This is a genomic window from Myceligenerans cantabricum (assembly GCF_054777735.1).
Map to the genome: position 1 here is coordinate 281,623 of NZ_BAAHAJ010000001.1, position 15,542 is coordinate 297,164.

Sequence of the window (15,542 nt, forward strand, 5' to 3'; positions counted from 1 at the left end):
CCCGTCACGGCGGCGGGGTGCGCTGAGCGTCCTGTCTCAGCGCACCCCGCCGCCGCGACCGGCCCCGGCCCGGCGGCTGGAATGCGCGGTCAGTCCAGGACCACGAACTCCACGCGGCGGTTCTTCTCCAGGTCAGCGAACGTCCTGGGGGCGACCAGCGGGTCGGACTCGCCGTAGCCCTTGAAGGAGAGCCGGTCCTTGTCGACCCCGAGGTCGACCAGCCGGTCGCGCACCGTGATCGCCCGGTGCTTGCTCAGCCTCAGGTTCTCGTCCGCCGCACCCCGGGAGTCCGTGTGGCCCTCGATCCGGACCTGCACGTCCGGGTGCTCGTCCAGCACCTCGGCCGCCTGCCGCACGACCTTCCGGCCCTCCTTGGTCAGCGTCGCGCTTTCCGTGACGAAGGTGATGTTCGGGATCTCGACCAGGTCGTCCTGGGCGTCGTCCCGCTCCTTCTCGGTGGGCTCGCCGACGGAGTCGTCCTTGCCGGAGTCGTCCTTGCCCGAGTCACCGTCCGAGCCGTCCTTCGCGTCGCCGGAGTCGCCGTCCGCGCCGGATTCCTGCGACGCGTCGTCCGAGTCCTCGTCCCCGGCGGAGTCGTCCGCCTCGTCGGCGTCCGCGTCCTCGGTCCCGGACCCGGTGTCGTCTCTGGAGGCGTCGTCTCCCGCGGCGTCGTCGTCGGCAGTGCCGTCGTCGTCCGCGCCCTCCTCGCCGGTGGTGTCGTCGGTGCCGTCGTCGTCCGTCTCTCCGGCGGCGACGGCGTCGAGGTCCACCGTGCCGTCCGGCCCGACGGCGGTGACCGCCCGGACGCCGTCGACGTCCTCGACCACGGTCCCGGCCGCTGCCGCCACCGTGGTGGTGCTCGCCTCGACCGTCGCGTCCCGGCCGGTGAAGCTGACGTCGGCCGCGCCGAGGTCGGCCCCGTCGAGCGCCTCCCGCGAGCTCTCGGCGAGCTTGCCCTCGATCTGCTCGCGGAACGCGGTGTCCTGGCAGCTGGTCAGTCCCGCGAGCGCCACCGCGGCCACGACGATCGGTGCCAGGAACGGCTTCGCCGCACTCATGCCTTCTCGCCCTCGGCCTCGGACACCTTCCGGGCGTCGGCCGCGAGCGCGGCCTCCTTGGCCGACTCGCCGTCGAGCTCGTCGACGTCGGTGTAGTCGACGTGCTCGACGAACTTCGTCGTGCCGCGGTCCTGGCCGCCGATGAGGTAGTCCTGGTACTCCTGCAGGCCGTCGTCGTCGCCGTCGACGAGGTACTGGGCCTGCTGGGCCCAGCTCTTGATCGACGGGGCGAACTTGATGCCGCCCTTGCGGATCGATGCGCGCAGCTCGGCCTCGGAGGAGGCCGCGATCTGGGCGTACGAGGTGATGCCGTCGTTCTTGAGCGCCGCCTCGATCTTCGGGCCGATGCCTTCGACCACCTTGAGGTCCTCGTCGGCCGGGGTCTCCGGTGCGACGGCGACGTCCTCGGCCGTGTCGCCGGTCGCGGCCTCGGCGTCCGCGGTCAGCGCGGCGGCGTCGGCAGCGTCCTCCTCGCCGGTGGTCTCGGCGACCTTCTCCGCGTCGGCGGCGAGCGCGGCCTGCTTGGCGTCGGCGCCGTCGAGCTCGTCGACGTCGGTGTAGTCGACGTCCTCCACGAACCCGCTGCTCTTCCGGTCCCGCCCGGCGATGAGGTAGTCCTGGTACTCCTCCAGGCCCTCGTCGTCGCCGTCGACCAGGTACTGGCACTGGGCGGAGAAGGACGAGGCGGCCGGGGCGAACGTGATGCCGGCGTCGGTGAGCGCCTTGCGGAGGTCCGCCTCGGACGCCTCGGCGATCGTGGCGTAGGAGCCGTAGCCCCCGGCCTTGAGGGCGTCCGCGATCTTCGGGCCGATGCCCTCGATGCGCGTGAGGTCGTCGTGCGGCGGAGCGTCAGTACCGTCGGCGTCCGTGCCGGTGTCGTCGTCCCCGGAGCCGTCCTCCGGGCTGTCGACGACGGCGACGCGGGTGGCGGCCTCGGCCTCGGCGACGACCTCGGCCTCGGCACCCGCGAAGACCGCGAGGTTCTCGTCCTCGATGTCGGACGGCTCGCTGGTGGCCTCGGAGTCCGTGCCGGGCGCAGCGTCCTCGGCGGCGGTCTCGGTGTCCGTGCCGTCGGAGGGGGCGGCGTGGGTGGTGGCCGGCGCACCGGCGTCCACGGAGGGGGCGTCGGTGGCGGTCGCCTCGGTGTCGGTGTCGGTGCCGGCGTCGGCCTCGGGTGCTCCCGGAGCGTCGGAGGCATCGTCGGTGGCGGCGGCCCCCGTTGCCGCGGCGGCCTTCTTCTCGGTCGCCTCGGCGGTGTGCTTGCCGGGGGTCCTGCGGGACCACAGGATCCAGCCGACCCACAGGCCGATCGCGAAGAAGATGACGGCGGTGACGATGATGAAAAGGAGCGACTGGGTGATGAACCAACCCACGCTGAACCTCCTGGGTGTACGGACAGCCGCCGGTCAGGGCGACGGCATCGGCGAGAACTTGTCCGATCTGCGGGGGTCTGGGGGTCCACCCGTCGAACGCGGCAGACTCAACCACAGTTGACGATGTCTGGCACTTCGGACGAGGTAACAATTTCGAATATGCCCCGGATGTTAGCGCCCGGTCATGTCGGGCGCGTATCACGCGTAGACGTCCCGACGACGCCGCCCCGGCGGGCCCCGGGCAGGGCTCCGGCACCCCGCCGGCGGCACCCCTCGGCGCGCCGCCGGCGGACCCGGTGAGGCCGCCCGGTGAGGCACCGCCACCGCGTCCCCGGTAGCCTGCGGCCATGGCGAGCACCGAGACGAGCGCGGCGAGCGCGGACTGCCTGTTCTGCAAGATCGTGGCCGGCGAGATCCCGACCGAGATGGTCGCGGAGTCGGACTCCGCGGTGGCCTTCAAGGACATCGCTCCGAAGGCCCCCGTCCACGTGCTGGTGGTGCCGCGCACGCACCATGCCGACGTGAGCGCGCTGGCGGGCGCGAGCCCCGAGGTCCTGGCCGACCTCGTCGGGCTGGCCGACCAGGTCGCCACCGACCTGGCGGACGGTCAGTACCGTCTCGTCTGCAACGTCGGCCCGAAGGCCGGCCAGACGATCTTCCACGCCCACGCGCACGTCCTGGCGGGCACCCAGCTCACGGGCTTCTGAACCGGCCCCGACGCGCGGGAATTCGGGCGACACAGACCGGGCCCGGGTCGATAGGATGAAGGTGTCACCCAGACCTGGAAACGAGGAGCGCATCGGCATCAGCCGGCCCATGACAACTTCCGCATCGCACGCACCCGCCCAGCAGACGGACCGCAAGCCGCAGCGCGGCACCGAACACCGCGTCGTCGTCCCGGCCCACGTCCCGATGGTCGCACTGCTCGGCAGCCAGGACGCCGTGCTCCGCGCGATCGAGCAGGGGTTCGGTCAGGTCGACGTCCACGCCCGCGGCAACGAGATCGCCGTGTCCGGCCCGCCGGGCGACGTCGAGCTCGTCTCGCGGCTCCTCGACGAGCTGGTCCAGGTGGTCGAGGCCGGCACGCAGCTCACCCCCGAGGTGGTCACCCGCTCCATCCGGATGCTCACGGCGGCCTCCGCCCAGCGCCCGGCCGACGTGCTGACCTTCGACATCCTGTCCAGCCGCGGTCGCACCATCCGGCCCAAGACTCCCGGCCAGAAGCACTACGTCGAGGCGATCGACGTCAACACGATCACGTTCGGCCTCGGCCCCGCCGGCACGGGCAAGACGTACCTCGCGATGGCGAAGGCCGTCCAGGCCCTCCAGGCCAAGCAGGTCAACCGGATCATCCTCACGCGCCCCGCAGTGGAGGCGGGGGAGCGGCTCGGCTACCTGCCCGGCTCGCTCACCGAGAAGATCGACCCGTACCTGCGTCCGCTGTACGACGCCCTGCACGACATGATCGACCCGGACCAGGTCCCGAAGCTCGTGGAGAACGGCACCATCGAGGTGGCCCCGCTGGCCTTCATGCGCGGCCGGAGCCTGAACGACGCCTTCATCATTCTCGACGAGGCGCAGAACACCTCGACGGAGCAGATGAAGATGTTCCTCACCCGGCTCGGCTTCGGCTCGCGCATGGTCATCACCGGTGATGCCACGCAGGTCGACCTGCCCGGCAACCAGACGTCGGGCCTGCGGGTGGTCGAGGACATCCTCGCCGGCGTGGACGACGTCGAGTTCTGCCGCCTCGGATCGGCCGACGTCGTGCGCCACCGGCTCGTGAGCGACATCATCGACGCCTACGCGCGCTGGGACATCGTCACCGACGGACAGCGTCCCGGGCGTCAGCCACAGGACCACCGGCAGCCGCGGCGCCGGCGCTAGGAGCACGGGTGAGCATCGAGGTCAACAACGAGTCCGGGTACGAGGTCGACGAGGCGGAGTTCGCCGCCCTGGGCCGCTACGTGCTGGACGCCATGCACGTGCACCCGCAGTCCGAGCTGTCGGTCCTGTTCGTGGACTCCGGGACGATGGCGGACCTGCACGTGCAGTGGATGGACGAGCCCGGCCCCACCGACGTGCTGTCGTTCCCCATGGACGAGCTCCGGCCGGGGCACGAGGGCGAGGAGACCGAGCAGGGGACGCTCGGCGACGTCGTGCTGTGCCCGGAGGTCGCCACCAAGCAGGCACGCACGGCGGGCCACTCGACGGTCGAGGAGCTCCTCCTGCTGACCGTGCACGGCATCCTGCACCTCCTCGGCTACGACCACGCCGAGCCCGAGGAGGAGAAGGAGATGTTCGCGCTGCAGCGCCGGCTCCTCCTGACCTTCCTCGCGAACCGCTGAAGGACGTGGAGTGACCGCAAGCCTGCTCGCGCTCGCCTCGGTGGTGGGCTTCGTCCTGGCGAGCCTGCTCTCGGCAGGTGAGGCGGCACTGCTGCGCGTCACACGCTCCGGGCTGGCGGAGTGCCTCGCCGAGGCGGAGTACGGTCCCGAGCCGGACCTGCGTCGCGCGGACCGCGCGCGTTCCGCGCTGGCCCTCGTCGTGGAGCCGACGGCGACCGTGGCGTCGTTCGCGCTCGTGCGCGTCATGTCCGAGGTTGGGGCGATCGCCGCCGCCACGCTGCTGGTCCAGCAGGCGACCCCGGACCCGCCGTCGGGCGATCTGGTGCCCGAGCTGCTGGTCATGCTCGTCGCCCTGGCCGCGGGTCTGGGGGTCGGCGTGCTGTTCGTCCGGGTCTCGCCGCGGGCGCTCGGCTTCCGGCGCCCGGTGCAGGTGCTGCTCGCGCTGGCGCCGACGCTGACGGTGGTCTCGCGCGGCGTGGCGTGGCTGACGCGGCTCTCGGTGCCGCGGGTGCCGCCGCCGGTCCCGGAGGAGGACCGGCGCGACGTCGCCGACCGCGTCGGCGAGGCGGAGGACCTCGAGGAGGAGGACCGCGAGCTGCTCCGCTCGGCCCTCGAGCTGGGCGACACGATCGTGCGCGAGGTGATGGTCCCGCGCACCGACATGATCACCGTCTCCGCCGGCACGCCGCTGAGCAAGGTGCTGCGGCTGTTCCTGCGCTCGGGCTTCTCGCGCGTCCCGGTGGTGGGCGACTCGGTGGACGACGTCGTCGGGGTCGCCTATCTCAAGGACGTCGTCGCCGCCGTGCACTGGCCCGTGGACGACGGCGAGGGCGCCGGCCTGCAGCCCGCCGCCGACCTCGCGCGCGAGGCGGTCTTCGTGCCCGAGTCCAAGCCCGTCGACGCGCTGCTGCGCGAGATGCAGTCGTCGGCCTTCCACATCGCGCTCGTCGTGGACGAGTACGGCGGGATCGCCGGCCTGGTCACCATCGAGGACCTGCTCGAGGAGCTGGTGGGCGAGCTGACCGACGAGCACGACACGGTCCCCGTCCAGGAGCCGGAGGAGCTGTCCGACGGCAGCTTCCGGGTGCCGGCCCGCATGCCGGTCGACGAGCTCGGCGAGCTCTTCGACCTGCGGCTCGACGACGACGACGTCGACACCACGGGCGGCCTGCTCGCCAAGGCGCTCGGCAAGGTGCCGCTGGCGGGCTCGGCGTCGGAGGTGTCCGGCCTGCACCTGAAGGCCGATCGGGTCGAGGGCCGTCGCAAGCAGCTCGCGACGCTCGTGGTGCGCCGGGTCAGCCCCGCGAACGGTGACAATGGGGGCGAGGGCGCCCAGTCCGGCACCTCGTCCGGCACGGCCGGGCAAGCGCTGAAGCACGAGAAGGAAGAACACGCGTGAACGACGACACCTCCGCGGGCCACCGGTCCGGTTTCGCCTGCCTGGTGGGCCGGCCCAACGTGGGCAAGTCCACGCTGACGAACGCCCTGGTCGGGGAGAAGGTCGCGATCATGTCGGCGCGACCGCAGACCACCCGGCACGCGATCCGGGGGATCGTGCACCGGCCGGACGCCCAGCTGATCCTCGTGGACACGCCCGGGCTGCACCGGCCCCGCACGCTGCTCGGCGAGCGGCTCAACGACCTGGTGCGCGACACGCTCTCCGAGGTGGACGTCATCGCCTTCTGCCTGCCGGCGGACCAGAAGATCGGCCCCGGCGACCGGTACATCGCGCAACAGCTGGCGGAGCTGATGCGCGGGCGCCGGGCCGTGCCCGTCGTGGCCGTGGTGACCAAGGCGGACGTCGTGGAGCGCTCCGTGATGGTCGAGCACCTCATCGCCGTGCAGGAGCTGGCCGGTGCCGTGGAGCGGGAGTGGGCGGACATCGTCCCGGTCTCGGCGAAGGACGGGTTCCAGGTGGAGGAGCTGTCCGACGTCCTCGTCTCGCACCTGCCCGAGGGGCCGGAGCTGTACCCGGGCGGCGAGCTGACCGACGAGCCCGAGGCGGTCATGGTCGCCGAGCTGGTGCGGGAGGCCGCCCTGGAGGGCGTCCGTGACGAGCTGCCGCACTCGCTGGCCGTGGTGGTCGAGGAGATCGTGGAGCGCGACGGCACGGGCGACGAGTCGAAGGGCCGGCCGCCGCTGCTGGACGTCCGGGTCAACCTGTTCGTGGAGCGTGACTCCCAGAAGGCGATCGTGATCGGCCGCGGCGGCTCCCGCCTCCGCTCGGTCGGCACGGAGGCCCGCCGCGGCATCGAGGCGCTCCTGGGCACCCGCGTCTACCTGGACCTCCACGTCAAGGTCGCCAAGGACTGGCAGCGCGACCCGAAACAGCTGCGCCGCCTGGGCTTCTGACCGAGCCCTGCGAGTAGCCTCGGAGGATGCTCTTCCGTACGGTCGCGACCAGCGCCGTGATCCTGCTGGGGCTCGCGGCCGCCGGGGCGCTCGCCGGGCCGGGATGGGAGCCGGTCCCCGTACCGGACCACATCGAGCCGGCCTCGCCGGACACGACGATCGGGGCCGGCGACGGCGGCTTCCACGGTCTCCCCGGGCCGGGCAGCTTCGAGGTGCGCGAGACGCCCGTGACCATCGGCCTGGACGACGGCGCGTCGGTGGGCGGGCTGCTGCGCGAGCCGGTCACCGAGGCCGGCACCGCGTCCGCGCCGGAGGACGGTTCCGCCGCGGCGTCGTCGTCGGGCAGCGCTGGGACCGCCGCGGCGGGCGCCCCCGGTGTCGTCTTCGTGCACGGCGCGGGGACCGGAAAGGCGAGCGACGCCTTCACCGAGGCGGCCACGGCGCTGGCGAGCGCGGGCATCGTCACGCTCGTCCCCGACAAGTACCTCGCCCACTACACGACCCGGGACCGCGACTACGTCGAGATGGCCGGCGACTACCAGCACTCCGTGCAGTTCCTGCGGGAGGTGCCCGGCGTCGACCCGGAGCGCGTGGGGCTGTACGCGGAGTCGGAGGGCTGCTGGGTGGCGCCGGTCATGATGACGCAGGACACGGGCCTGGCGTTCCAGGTCTGGGTGTCGGCCCCGGTCGTGCCGCCGCGCCAGCAGGCGGCGTTCGCGATGGACAGCTACCTGCGGAACACGGACGTGCCCGAGGGGGTGTTCCGCGCGATCCCGCGCGCGGTCGGCATGCGGCTGCCCGGCGGCGGCTTCGAGTACGCGGACTTCGACGTGCACCCGTGGCTGGCCCGGCAGTCCGCGCCGATCCTCATGGTGTACGGCGCGACCGACCCGTCGATGCCCATGGAGCAGGGCGTGCGGCAGGTCCTGGCGGACACCGCGGTGGGCGGCGGGGACGCGCCCGTCACCGTGCGCTTCTACGGCGGCGCGAACCACGGGATCAACGTGTCGGACGAGCCGCTCGGCGACGACATCGTGCCCCACGGCGACGACCTGCACCTGCACCCGGGCTACGCGCGCGACGTCACGACGTGGGTGCAGGGGCTGCCGGACGCGGCGACGGCGAAGCCCCGGATCGCGGGTGCGCCGCCGGAACAGCTGTACCTCGCGGCTCCCGTGCCCCAGCCGCACTGGTACGCGGACGGCGACGTCGTGCTCGGGATCGTGCTCGGAGCCGGTGTGCTGCTGCTCGCCGGCGGCTCGGCGCTCGGCGTGACCGGGCTGCGGCGGGCGCGGGCCGGGCGCCGTGTGGCCGGCGCGTGGCCGCGTGGCCGGCCGGGTGCGCTGCCGACCGCACGGCAGGCCCCGGACCGCACGGGTGCGCGGCTGGCCGGCGGGATGGCCGTGCCGCTGGCGGTGGCGGCGGGGGCGGCCGTCGCCACCGCCGGCGGGCTGGTGGCCTACATCCTGAGCGTCGCGCGGATCGCGCAGGACTACGAGCAGAACGCCCCGGTGGTCCAGGGCGGCTGGATCGTCGTGCGGCTGCTCGGCGTCGTCGCGGTGGTCGCGACGGCGGTCCTGCTGCTGCGCTGCCGGAGAGCGCGGTGGAAGGTCGTCTCGGGCACGGTGCCGGACGGCGGCCGCGCGGGGGCTCGCACCGTGATGGTGTCCTTCTGGGCGGTCGCCGCCGGTATCGTCGCCCTCGGCCTGGTCCTGGCGTACTGGGGCGTCTACCAGCTGGGCGTCTGACGGCCCGCCGGAGGCGTAGGTTGTGAGGGAGGTGCGGAGATCCGACGATGTGACGATCCTCCCCGCGATTCGCGACGACACAGAGCGTTTGACCCGGTAGAAACAGTGGCGGACCCCCATGCCGCCTGCGCCCCGCGCCCCGCCCTGCGGCGTCACATCAGGAGTTGGAATGACGGAAACCCACGCCGCCGCGCGTGATGAGCACCGGAGCGCCGGTACCGCCGAGGATCTCGGGAACGGCACCGCTGCCCGAAACACCCCGGACCACGCCGCCTCGCCCTTCGCGAGCTACCACCCGGCCGACTACGTGCGAGACGTCGTCGCCGTGCTCGTCCTCCTGCTGGCGCTCGCCCTGCCCTGGAGCGCCGCGGACCGCGGCGCCGACCGGGTCGAGGTCGTCCTCGCCACTGCGGTGTCGCTCGCGTCCCTCTCCCTGCCGTACCTCGCGCGGTTCGGCGCGCTGCCCGCGACGTGGACCGTGCAGTCCACCCGCAAGTGGCGGGTCTGGGCGAACGCCCCGGCCATCGCCGTCTCGTTCGTCGTCGTCCTGCTCGACCTGGTGACCGGGTCCGGCGTCGGGACGGGCCTGGGCCTCGGCCTGGCGGGAGCCCTGCTCGCCGCCGCGCCCCGCGACAGCGAGCTCGGCCCCTCCGACCTGGACGGCCGCGTGCACGAGCGCTGGCGCACCGTCCTGCTCGTCGCGGGCGGGCTCGTCGGCGCCGGCGCCCTCGTGGCGTTCGCGCAGACGTACTTCAGCGACCGCGAGCTCGGCCCGATGCTGCGTGCGCCCATCGGGCTCGCCATGGTGGCCGGGATCCTGGTGCTCCTCGTCGTCGCGACGTGGCGGCGGGACCGCGCCGCGCGCCTCGTGCTGCTCGCCCTCGGCGTCGTGCTCATCGTCCTGGCGCTGTTCACCTCCGGCGGTGCCCTGGTCGGCGTGGAGTCCATGCACGACCAGCGGTTCGGCCTGACCCTCGTCCCCGCGCTCGCGGCCCTGGCCGCCGCGCCCGCGGTGCGGCGCTCGCCGGTCTGGGAGTCCCGGAGCCCGGCGTCCGAGCCCGGCGCGGTCGACGTCTGGGTCCGCGCGGCGGTCCGCGCCTTCCAGGTGCTCGCCCTGCTGGCGCTGTGCAGCGCGCTGGGCGGCGTCGCCACCCTCGTTTCCGGCGGGTTCGACGTCGCGCCCCTGCTCCGCCTCGTCCTCAGCGCCGTGATCGCGGGCGTCGCCTGGTTCGGGCAGCGCTCGCTCCGGCGCGACACCTCTTCCGGGCACGTCCCGGCGGTGGGCGCGGCCTGCGTCACCGGCGTCCTGGGGCTCGTGGTCGTCGTCGCGGCGTCCGGCGGCGGGTCCGCGGTGCGGATCGTGGACCTCGTCATGGCGCTCGGGCTCCCCGGCATCGCCGCGTTCGCGCTGATGGTCCCGAAGGCGGTGCGGGAGCACTTCGACACCGCGGGCATCGCCGGCGAGGGTCCCGTCGACCACAGCCCGGCCTGGGTCTGGGCGCCCGCCGCCGAGTCCCGCCCCGCGACGCTGCCCGAGAACCCCGCGCGCCGGCGCGAGCAGCTCCCCACGGGTGGCACGCAGACCGCGGGCCGCCCGCCGGCCGGGACGGCACCGGCTCGTCCGGAGGTTCCCGCCGCGGCCCCGGCATCCGGCAACGACCCGACGACGGCGTTCGACCGCGGCGCGACCGCGGCGATGATGCCGGTCCCTTCCGGCGGGCAGCAGCCGGAGTCGGGCGGCACCGAGGCCGTCGGGTCCGGAGCGGAGGCGTCCGGCGCCGGCAGCTCCGGAACCGCCGCGCCCGTGCCCGCGGAGGACCCCGCCGACGCCGCGGAACCGGCATCGGAACGCCCGCGCAAGCGCGTCTCCTCGACCGGCGCCGTGCGGACCCATGCGGGCCAGGGGCGTCGCGACTCCTCGGGCGAGCAGCCGTCCGTGTCGCAGGTGGCGCAGGAGCCCACCGCGCGTGAGATGCAGAGCCTGGCGAACCAGAACCCCGCGCAGCAGGCTCCCGCACAGCAGGCCGCCCAGCAGACCGCCGTCATGCAGCCCGTGCAGGGAGGGGAGCCGCAGCGGCAGTCCCGCGGCTGGACGCCCGGCGTGGCGCTCGACCCGCGCACCTCGCTGGCCGACCTCGCCGTCATCGTGCAGGAGGCCCCGCACCTGCGTCCGCACGTCGCGCGGAACCCGTCCACCTACCCGGCCCTGCTCGACTGGCTGGGCGCGCTCGGCGACCCGGACGTGGACGCCGCCCTCCGCGCCCGCAGGTGAGTGGGAGAATGCTGCCCGTGCGCCCCATCATCCAGTCGAGCAAGCTCCGCGACGTCCGCTACGACGTGCGCGGACCCATCCTGGTCGAGGCCGAGCGGCTCGAGGCCGAGGGCAGCACGGTCCTGAAGCTGAACATCGGCAACCCGGCGCCCTTCGGGTTCGAGGCGCCCGCCGCCGTCGTCGACGGGATGCGTGAGCACCTGCACGAGGCCGAGGGCTACTCGGACTCGCGCGGCATCCTCCCCGCCCGCGAGGCGGTGGCCGCGTACTACGCAGGGCACGGGGTGGACGTCACGCCCACCGACGTCTTCGTCGGCAGCGGCGTGTCCGAGATGATCTCCCTGGTCCTCCAGGCGCTCGTGGACGACGGCGACGAGGTGCTCGTCCCGGCACCCGACTACCCGCTGTGGACCGGCGCCGTGAGCCTCACCGGCGGCACGCCCGTGCACTACGCGTGCGACGAGTCCGCCGGCTGGTCGCCCGACCTGGCCGACCTCGAGTCCCGCATCACCCCGCACACCAAGGCGCTCGTCGTCATCAACCCCAACAACCCCACCGGCGCGGTCTACCCGGCGGAGACGGTGCGGGCGATCGCCGACATCGCGCGGCGGCACGGGCTCGTGCTCCTGAGCGACGAGATCTACGAGAAGATCCTGTTCGACGGCGTCAGCCACCACCACACCGCGACGTTCGCCGGCGACGACGTGCTCTGCCTGACGTTCTCCGGCCTGTCCAAGGCCTACCGCGTGGCCGGGTTCCGGTCGGGCTGGGTGGCCGTGTCCGGGCCGAAGCATCTCGCCACGGACTTCCTCGAGGGCCTGACCCTGCTCGCGAACATGCGCATGTGCGCGAACGTCCCGGCGCAGTACGCGATCCCGGCGGCGCTGGGCGGGGACCCGGCCATGGTGGACGAGCTCCTGCTGCCCGGCGGCCGGCTGCTCGAACAGCGCGACACGGCGGTGCGGCTGCTCAACGAGATCCCCGGGGTGCACACGGTGGTCCCGCAGGGCGCGCTGTACTGCTTCCCGCGGCTGGACCCCGAGGTCTACGCGGTCGACGACGACGAGAAGCTGGTCCTGGAGCTCCTGCGCGAGAAGAAGATCCTGGTCACGCACGGTACAGGCTTCAACTGGCCGACGCCGGACCACTTCCGCCTCGTGATGCTCCCGGGCGTGGACGTGCTCACGGACGCGATCGGGCGCATCGCGGAGTTCCTGGAGACCAAGCGCATCTGACGGTGCTCTCCGGCGCCCGCCGGGCTCGGCCTGCGGACGCCGGCCCCAGGCGCCGCCGTGCTCCGGCAGGCTCCGGCGGCCCGGTCCGGCCGCCGGTGGCTCGAATCGTGGACCGTGGTGGTGTTCCAGGTCCGCAGAGGTATGGTGACAGCGTGCACCCGGCGAAGAGCCTCCTCCTTCGGTGCCGCGGCGAGGCCCCATAAAGAGGCCGGACTCCTCGCCGCGGTGGCTTCGTGATGCCGGCCGCGGCCCGTGACCCGGGCCGTCGCTGACAGAAGGTCACTTCTACCCGGAGGACACGCAAGTCATGAACACCAGCACGGAGAGCCCCACCGCCCCTGCGGTCACCCACGGTGACCCCGTGTACGGCACCGCCGGCGGACTCATCGAGGACAACCCGCAGCAGCCGTCCGGCATGCGGGTGGGCAAGTACCGGCCGTTCCACGAGCAGATCACCGTCGAGCTGCCCGACCGGACCTGGCCCACGAAGCGCATCGAGCAGGCGCCGCGCTGGTGCGCGGTCGACCTGCGGGACGGCAACCAGGCACTCATCGAGCCGATGGACGCGGAGCGCAAGCTCCGGATGTTCGACCTGCTCGTGGGCCTCGGCTACAAGGAGATCGAGGTCGGGTTCCCCTCGGCCAGCCAGACCGACTACGACTTCGTGCGCCGCCTCATCGAAGAGGACCGGATCCCGGACGACGTCGTCATCCAGGTCCTCACGCAGTCCCGCGCCCACCTGATCGAGCGCACCTACGACTCGATCCGGGGCGCCAAGCAGGCGATCGTCCACCTGTACAACTCGACGTCGGTGCTGCAGCGCGAGGTCGTGTTCCGCACCGACCAGGACGGCATCATCGACATCGCCCTCGACGGCGCGAAGCTGTGTCGCAAGCTCGAGGAGACGATGCCGGACACGCGGATCTACTACGAGTACTCGCCGGAGTCGTACACGGGTACCGAGCTGGAGTTCGCGGCCCGGATCTGCAACGAGGTGCTCGAGGTCTTCGAGCCCACACCGGAGCGCAAGGTCATCATCAACCTGCCCGCCACCGTCGAGATGGCCACGCCGAACGTGTACGCCGACTCGATCGAGTGGATGTGCCGGCACCTCAACCACCGCGAGAACGTCATCGTCTCGCTGCACCCGCACAACGACCGGGGCACGGGTGTGGCGGCGGCCGAGCTCGGCTACCTGGCCGGTGCGGACCGCATCGAGGGCTGCCTGTTCGGCAACGGTGAGCGCACCGGCAACGTCGACCTGGTCACGCTCGGCATGAACCTGTTCGCGCAGGGCATCGACCCGCAGATCGACTTCTCCGACATCGACGCGGTGCGCCGCACCGTGGAGCACTGCAACCAGCTCCCCGTCCCGGAGCGCACCCCGTACGTGGGGGACCTGGTGTTCACCGCCTTCTCGGGGTCGCACCAGGACGCCATCAAGAAGGGGCTGGAGCACATGGCCGTGCAGGCCGAGGCCGCCGGCGTGTCCGTGGACGACCTGCCGTGGGGCGTGCCGTACCTGCCGATCGACCCGCGCGACGTCGGGCGCTCGTACGAGGCGGTCATCCGCGTCAACAGCCAGTCCGGCAAGGGCGGCGTGTCCTACCTGCTCAAGCACGACCACGGCCTGGACCTGCCGCGCCGCCTGCAGATCGAGTTCTCCGGGGCCGTGCAGCAGGTGACCGACACCGGGGGCCACGAGGTCAGCGGCGAGGACATCTGGCGCATCTTCGCCGACGAGTACCTGCCCATCGAGGAGCGGTCCGTCGGGTCGGTGGGAGCCGAGCTGGAGCCGTGGGGCCGCCTCAAGCTGGAGCACACGCGCGTGACGTCGTCCGAGGGCGGGCCCGCCACCCTGGAGATCGACGTCGTCGACCGCGGCGAGCGGCACACGCTGACCGGCTCCGGCACCGGCCCGGTCGACGCGTTCGTCGACGCGGTCTCCCACGTGGGCGTGAACGTCCGTGTGCTCGACTACACGGAGCACGCCCTCTCCGAGGGCGGCGACGCCAAGGCGGCCGCGTACGTCGAGTGCCAGGTGGACGACGACGTGCTGTGGGGCGTGGGCGTCGACCCGTCGATCACGACGGCGTCCCTGAAGGCGATCGTCTCGGCGGTCAACCGCGCGGAGCGTGCGGCCGGCTGATCGGCCGGACGGAGGGCGGGGCAGCGGCGACGCTGTCCCGCCCTTCCTCGTCCTCGCGAGCTGCAACCGTCTGACCTGCGGGGCAGGGTGAAATGGCGTTCTCGCGTCAGGAAGCGCCTGTGATCTCTGGCAGGATGCGCTGTGTGAAGCACGGCACACGGGTCGCGTTGTTCCTGGTAGGAGCGCTCGTCTACACGGCCTCTGTCGAGGCGCAGGCGACGCTCGCCGGGTGGTTCGACGGCGTCCTGTGGTCGATCGCCGCGATCATGCTGGTTCTCGCGGTCCGGCACCCCGCCCACGACGTCGTCGACCCCAGGGACTCCGTCGTGCGGATCCTCGACACGGGCGGGTCCTCGCGGGACCGCGTACGTGCGATCCTCCGGCTCGAACCCGTCGACGCCGCCGACCGGGAGCGCCCGCCCGGTGCTCCCCGGCCCGGCCCGGGACTGGAGCGTGCCGAGGGCTGGGTCGTGGCGCACAGCCTGACGCGCGTCCGGGCCGAGCAGGCGGTGGCGCACCTCGCGGTGCGGGGGATCCACGCCGTGCGGGCCCCTGACTCGCGGGCGATAGCCCACCGGCTGCTGCTGCACGCGGCGCCGGTGCTGGTCGCACCGGCCGTGGTCACCGTGGTCGAGCGTCTGGAGCTGCTGCCGTTCGTGGGGCCGATCAGCGCGGTCGCGGCGTGGGTCGCGCTCGTCTTCGTCTCCTACCTGGTGATCGACGTGCTGGTGACGCGGCGTGGCTCGGCCGCTCCCGGGTTCTCCGTCGACGGGCCGTTCACCGTGCGGCTGGTGGGCGTCGACGCGGCGCTGGAGCGTGACGCCGTCGAGCTCATCAGGGCGCTGTGCTGCGTCGCCGCCCTCGGCGTGGACGAGGCGCGCGCCTTGTTCCGCGGCATCCCCACGACGGTGGCCGAGCGCGTCACCGCCGCCGAGGCCGACCGCTACCGCACCGCGCTGGAGCGCGCCGGTGCGACGGTGGAGGTCGTGGGCAGGTAGCGTCCGGCT

At 73.0% G+C, this 15,542-nt stretch carries 12 protein-coding genes; 10 read left to right on the top strand and 2 right to left on the bottom strand.

Features of this window, described 5'->3' with window-relative positions; translation table 11 throughout:
* Positions 1–89: 89 nt before the first annotated feature.
* Both ACYU96_RS01355 and ACYU96_RS01360 read right to left on the bottom strand, forming a co-directional pair.
* Complete coding sequence (locus ACYU96_RS01355) at positions 90–1,058, bottom strand: OmpA family protein (protein ID WP_460748331.1); 969 nt, start codon at positions 1,056–1,058, stop codon at positions 90–92.
* Positions 1,055–2,431, bottom strand: coding sequence for a helix-hairpin-helix domain-containing protein (locus tag ACYU96_RS01360; protein ID WP_460748334.1), 1,377 nt, complete (start codon positions 2,429–2,431; stop codon positions 1,055–1,057). Before ACYU96_RS01360 ends, ACYU96_RS01355 begins: the two co-directional genes overlap by 4 nt.
* 347 nt (positions 2,432–2,778) lie before the next feature.
* Here ACYU96_RS01360 and ACYU96_RS01365 point away from each other — a divergent pair, with 347 nt between their 5' ends.
* The 10 genes from ACYU96_RS01365 to ACYU96_RS01410 all read left to right on the top strand — a co-directional run bounded on the left by ACYU96_RS01365 (position 2,779) and on the right by ACYU96_RS01410 (position 15,533).
* Positions 2,779–3,138, top strand: coding sequence for a histidine triad nucleotide-binding protein (locus ACYU96_RS01365; protein ID WP_460748336.1), 360 nt, complete (start codon positions 2,779–2,781; stop codon positions 3,136–3,138).
* A gap of 109 nt (positions 3,139–3,247) precedes the next feature.
* Positions 3,248–4,318: a PhoH family protein gene (locus tag ACYU96_RS01370; RefSeq protein WP_460748338.1), complete on the top strand. Its 1,071-nt coding sequence runs from the start codon at positions 3,248–3,250 to the stop codon at positions 4,316–4,318.
* Between the two features lie 8 nt (positions 4,319–4,326).
* Complete coding sequence (ybeY, locus tag ACYU96_RS01375; protein ID WP_460748339.1) at positions 4,327–4,779, top strand: rRNA maturation RNase YbeY; 453 nt, start codon at positions 4,327–4,329, stop codon at positions 4,777–4,779.
* Between the two features lie 10 nt (positions 4,780–4,789).
* Positions 4,790–6,178, top strand: coding sequence for a hemolysin family protein (locus ACYU96_RS01380; RefSeq protein ID WP_460748341.1), 1,389 nt, complete (start codon positions 4,790–4,792; stop codon positions 6,176–6,178).
* Positions 6,175–7,131 (top strand): GTPase Era, encoded by a 957-nt coding sequence (gene era / locus ACYU96_RS01385; protein WP_460748342.1) that lies wholly within the window; start codon positions 6,175–6,177, stop codon positions 7,129–7,131. Before ACYU96_RS01380 ends, era begins: the two co-directional genes overlap by 4 nt.
* A gap of 26 nt (positions 7,132–7,157) precedes the next feature.
* Positions 7,158–8,879, top strand: a complete 1,722-nt coding sequence (locus tag ACYU96_RS01390) for an alpha/beta hydrolase family protein (RefSeq protein ID WP_460748343.1) — start codon at positions 7,158–7,160, stop codon at positions 8,877–8,879.
* Positions 8,880–9,048: 169 nt separating this feature from the next.
* On the top strand, positions 9,049–11,151 hold the full coding sequence (locus ACYU96_RS01395) for a DUF7937 domain-containing protein (RefSeq protein WP_460748345.1): 2,103 nt from the start codon (positions 9,049–9,051) through the stop codon (positions 11,149–11,151).
* Positions 11,152–11,168: 17 nt separating this feature from the next.
* Complete coding sequence (locus tag ACYU96_RS01400) at positions 11,169–12,386, top strand: pyridoxal phosphate-dependent aminotransferase (RefSeq protein WP_460748347.1); 1,218 nt, start codon at positions 11,169–11,171, stop codon at positions 12,384–12,386.
* 307 nt (positions 12,387–12,693) lie between these two features.
* Positions 12,694–14,535, top strand: a complete 1,842-nt coding sequence (gene leuA, locus ACYU96_RS01405; protein WP_460748349.1) for a 2-isopropylmalate synthase — start codon at positions 12,694–12,696, stop codon at positions 14,533–14,535.
* Positions 14,536–14,678: 143 nt separating this feature from the next.
* Entirely contained in the window at positions 14,679–15,533 is an 855-nt protein-coding gene (locus ACYU96_RS01410; protein ID WP_460748350.1) for a ribosomal protein L7/L12, read from the top strand.
* The last annotated feature ends 9 nt before the right edge of the window (positions 15,534–15,542 follow it).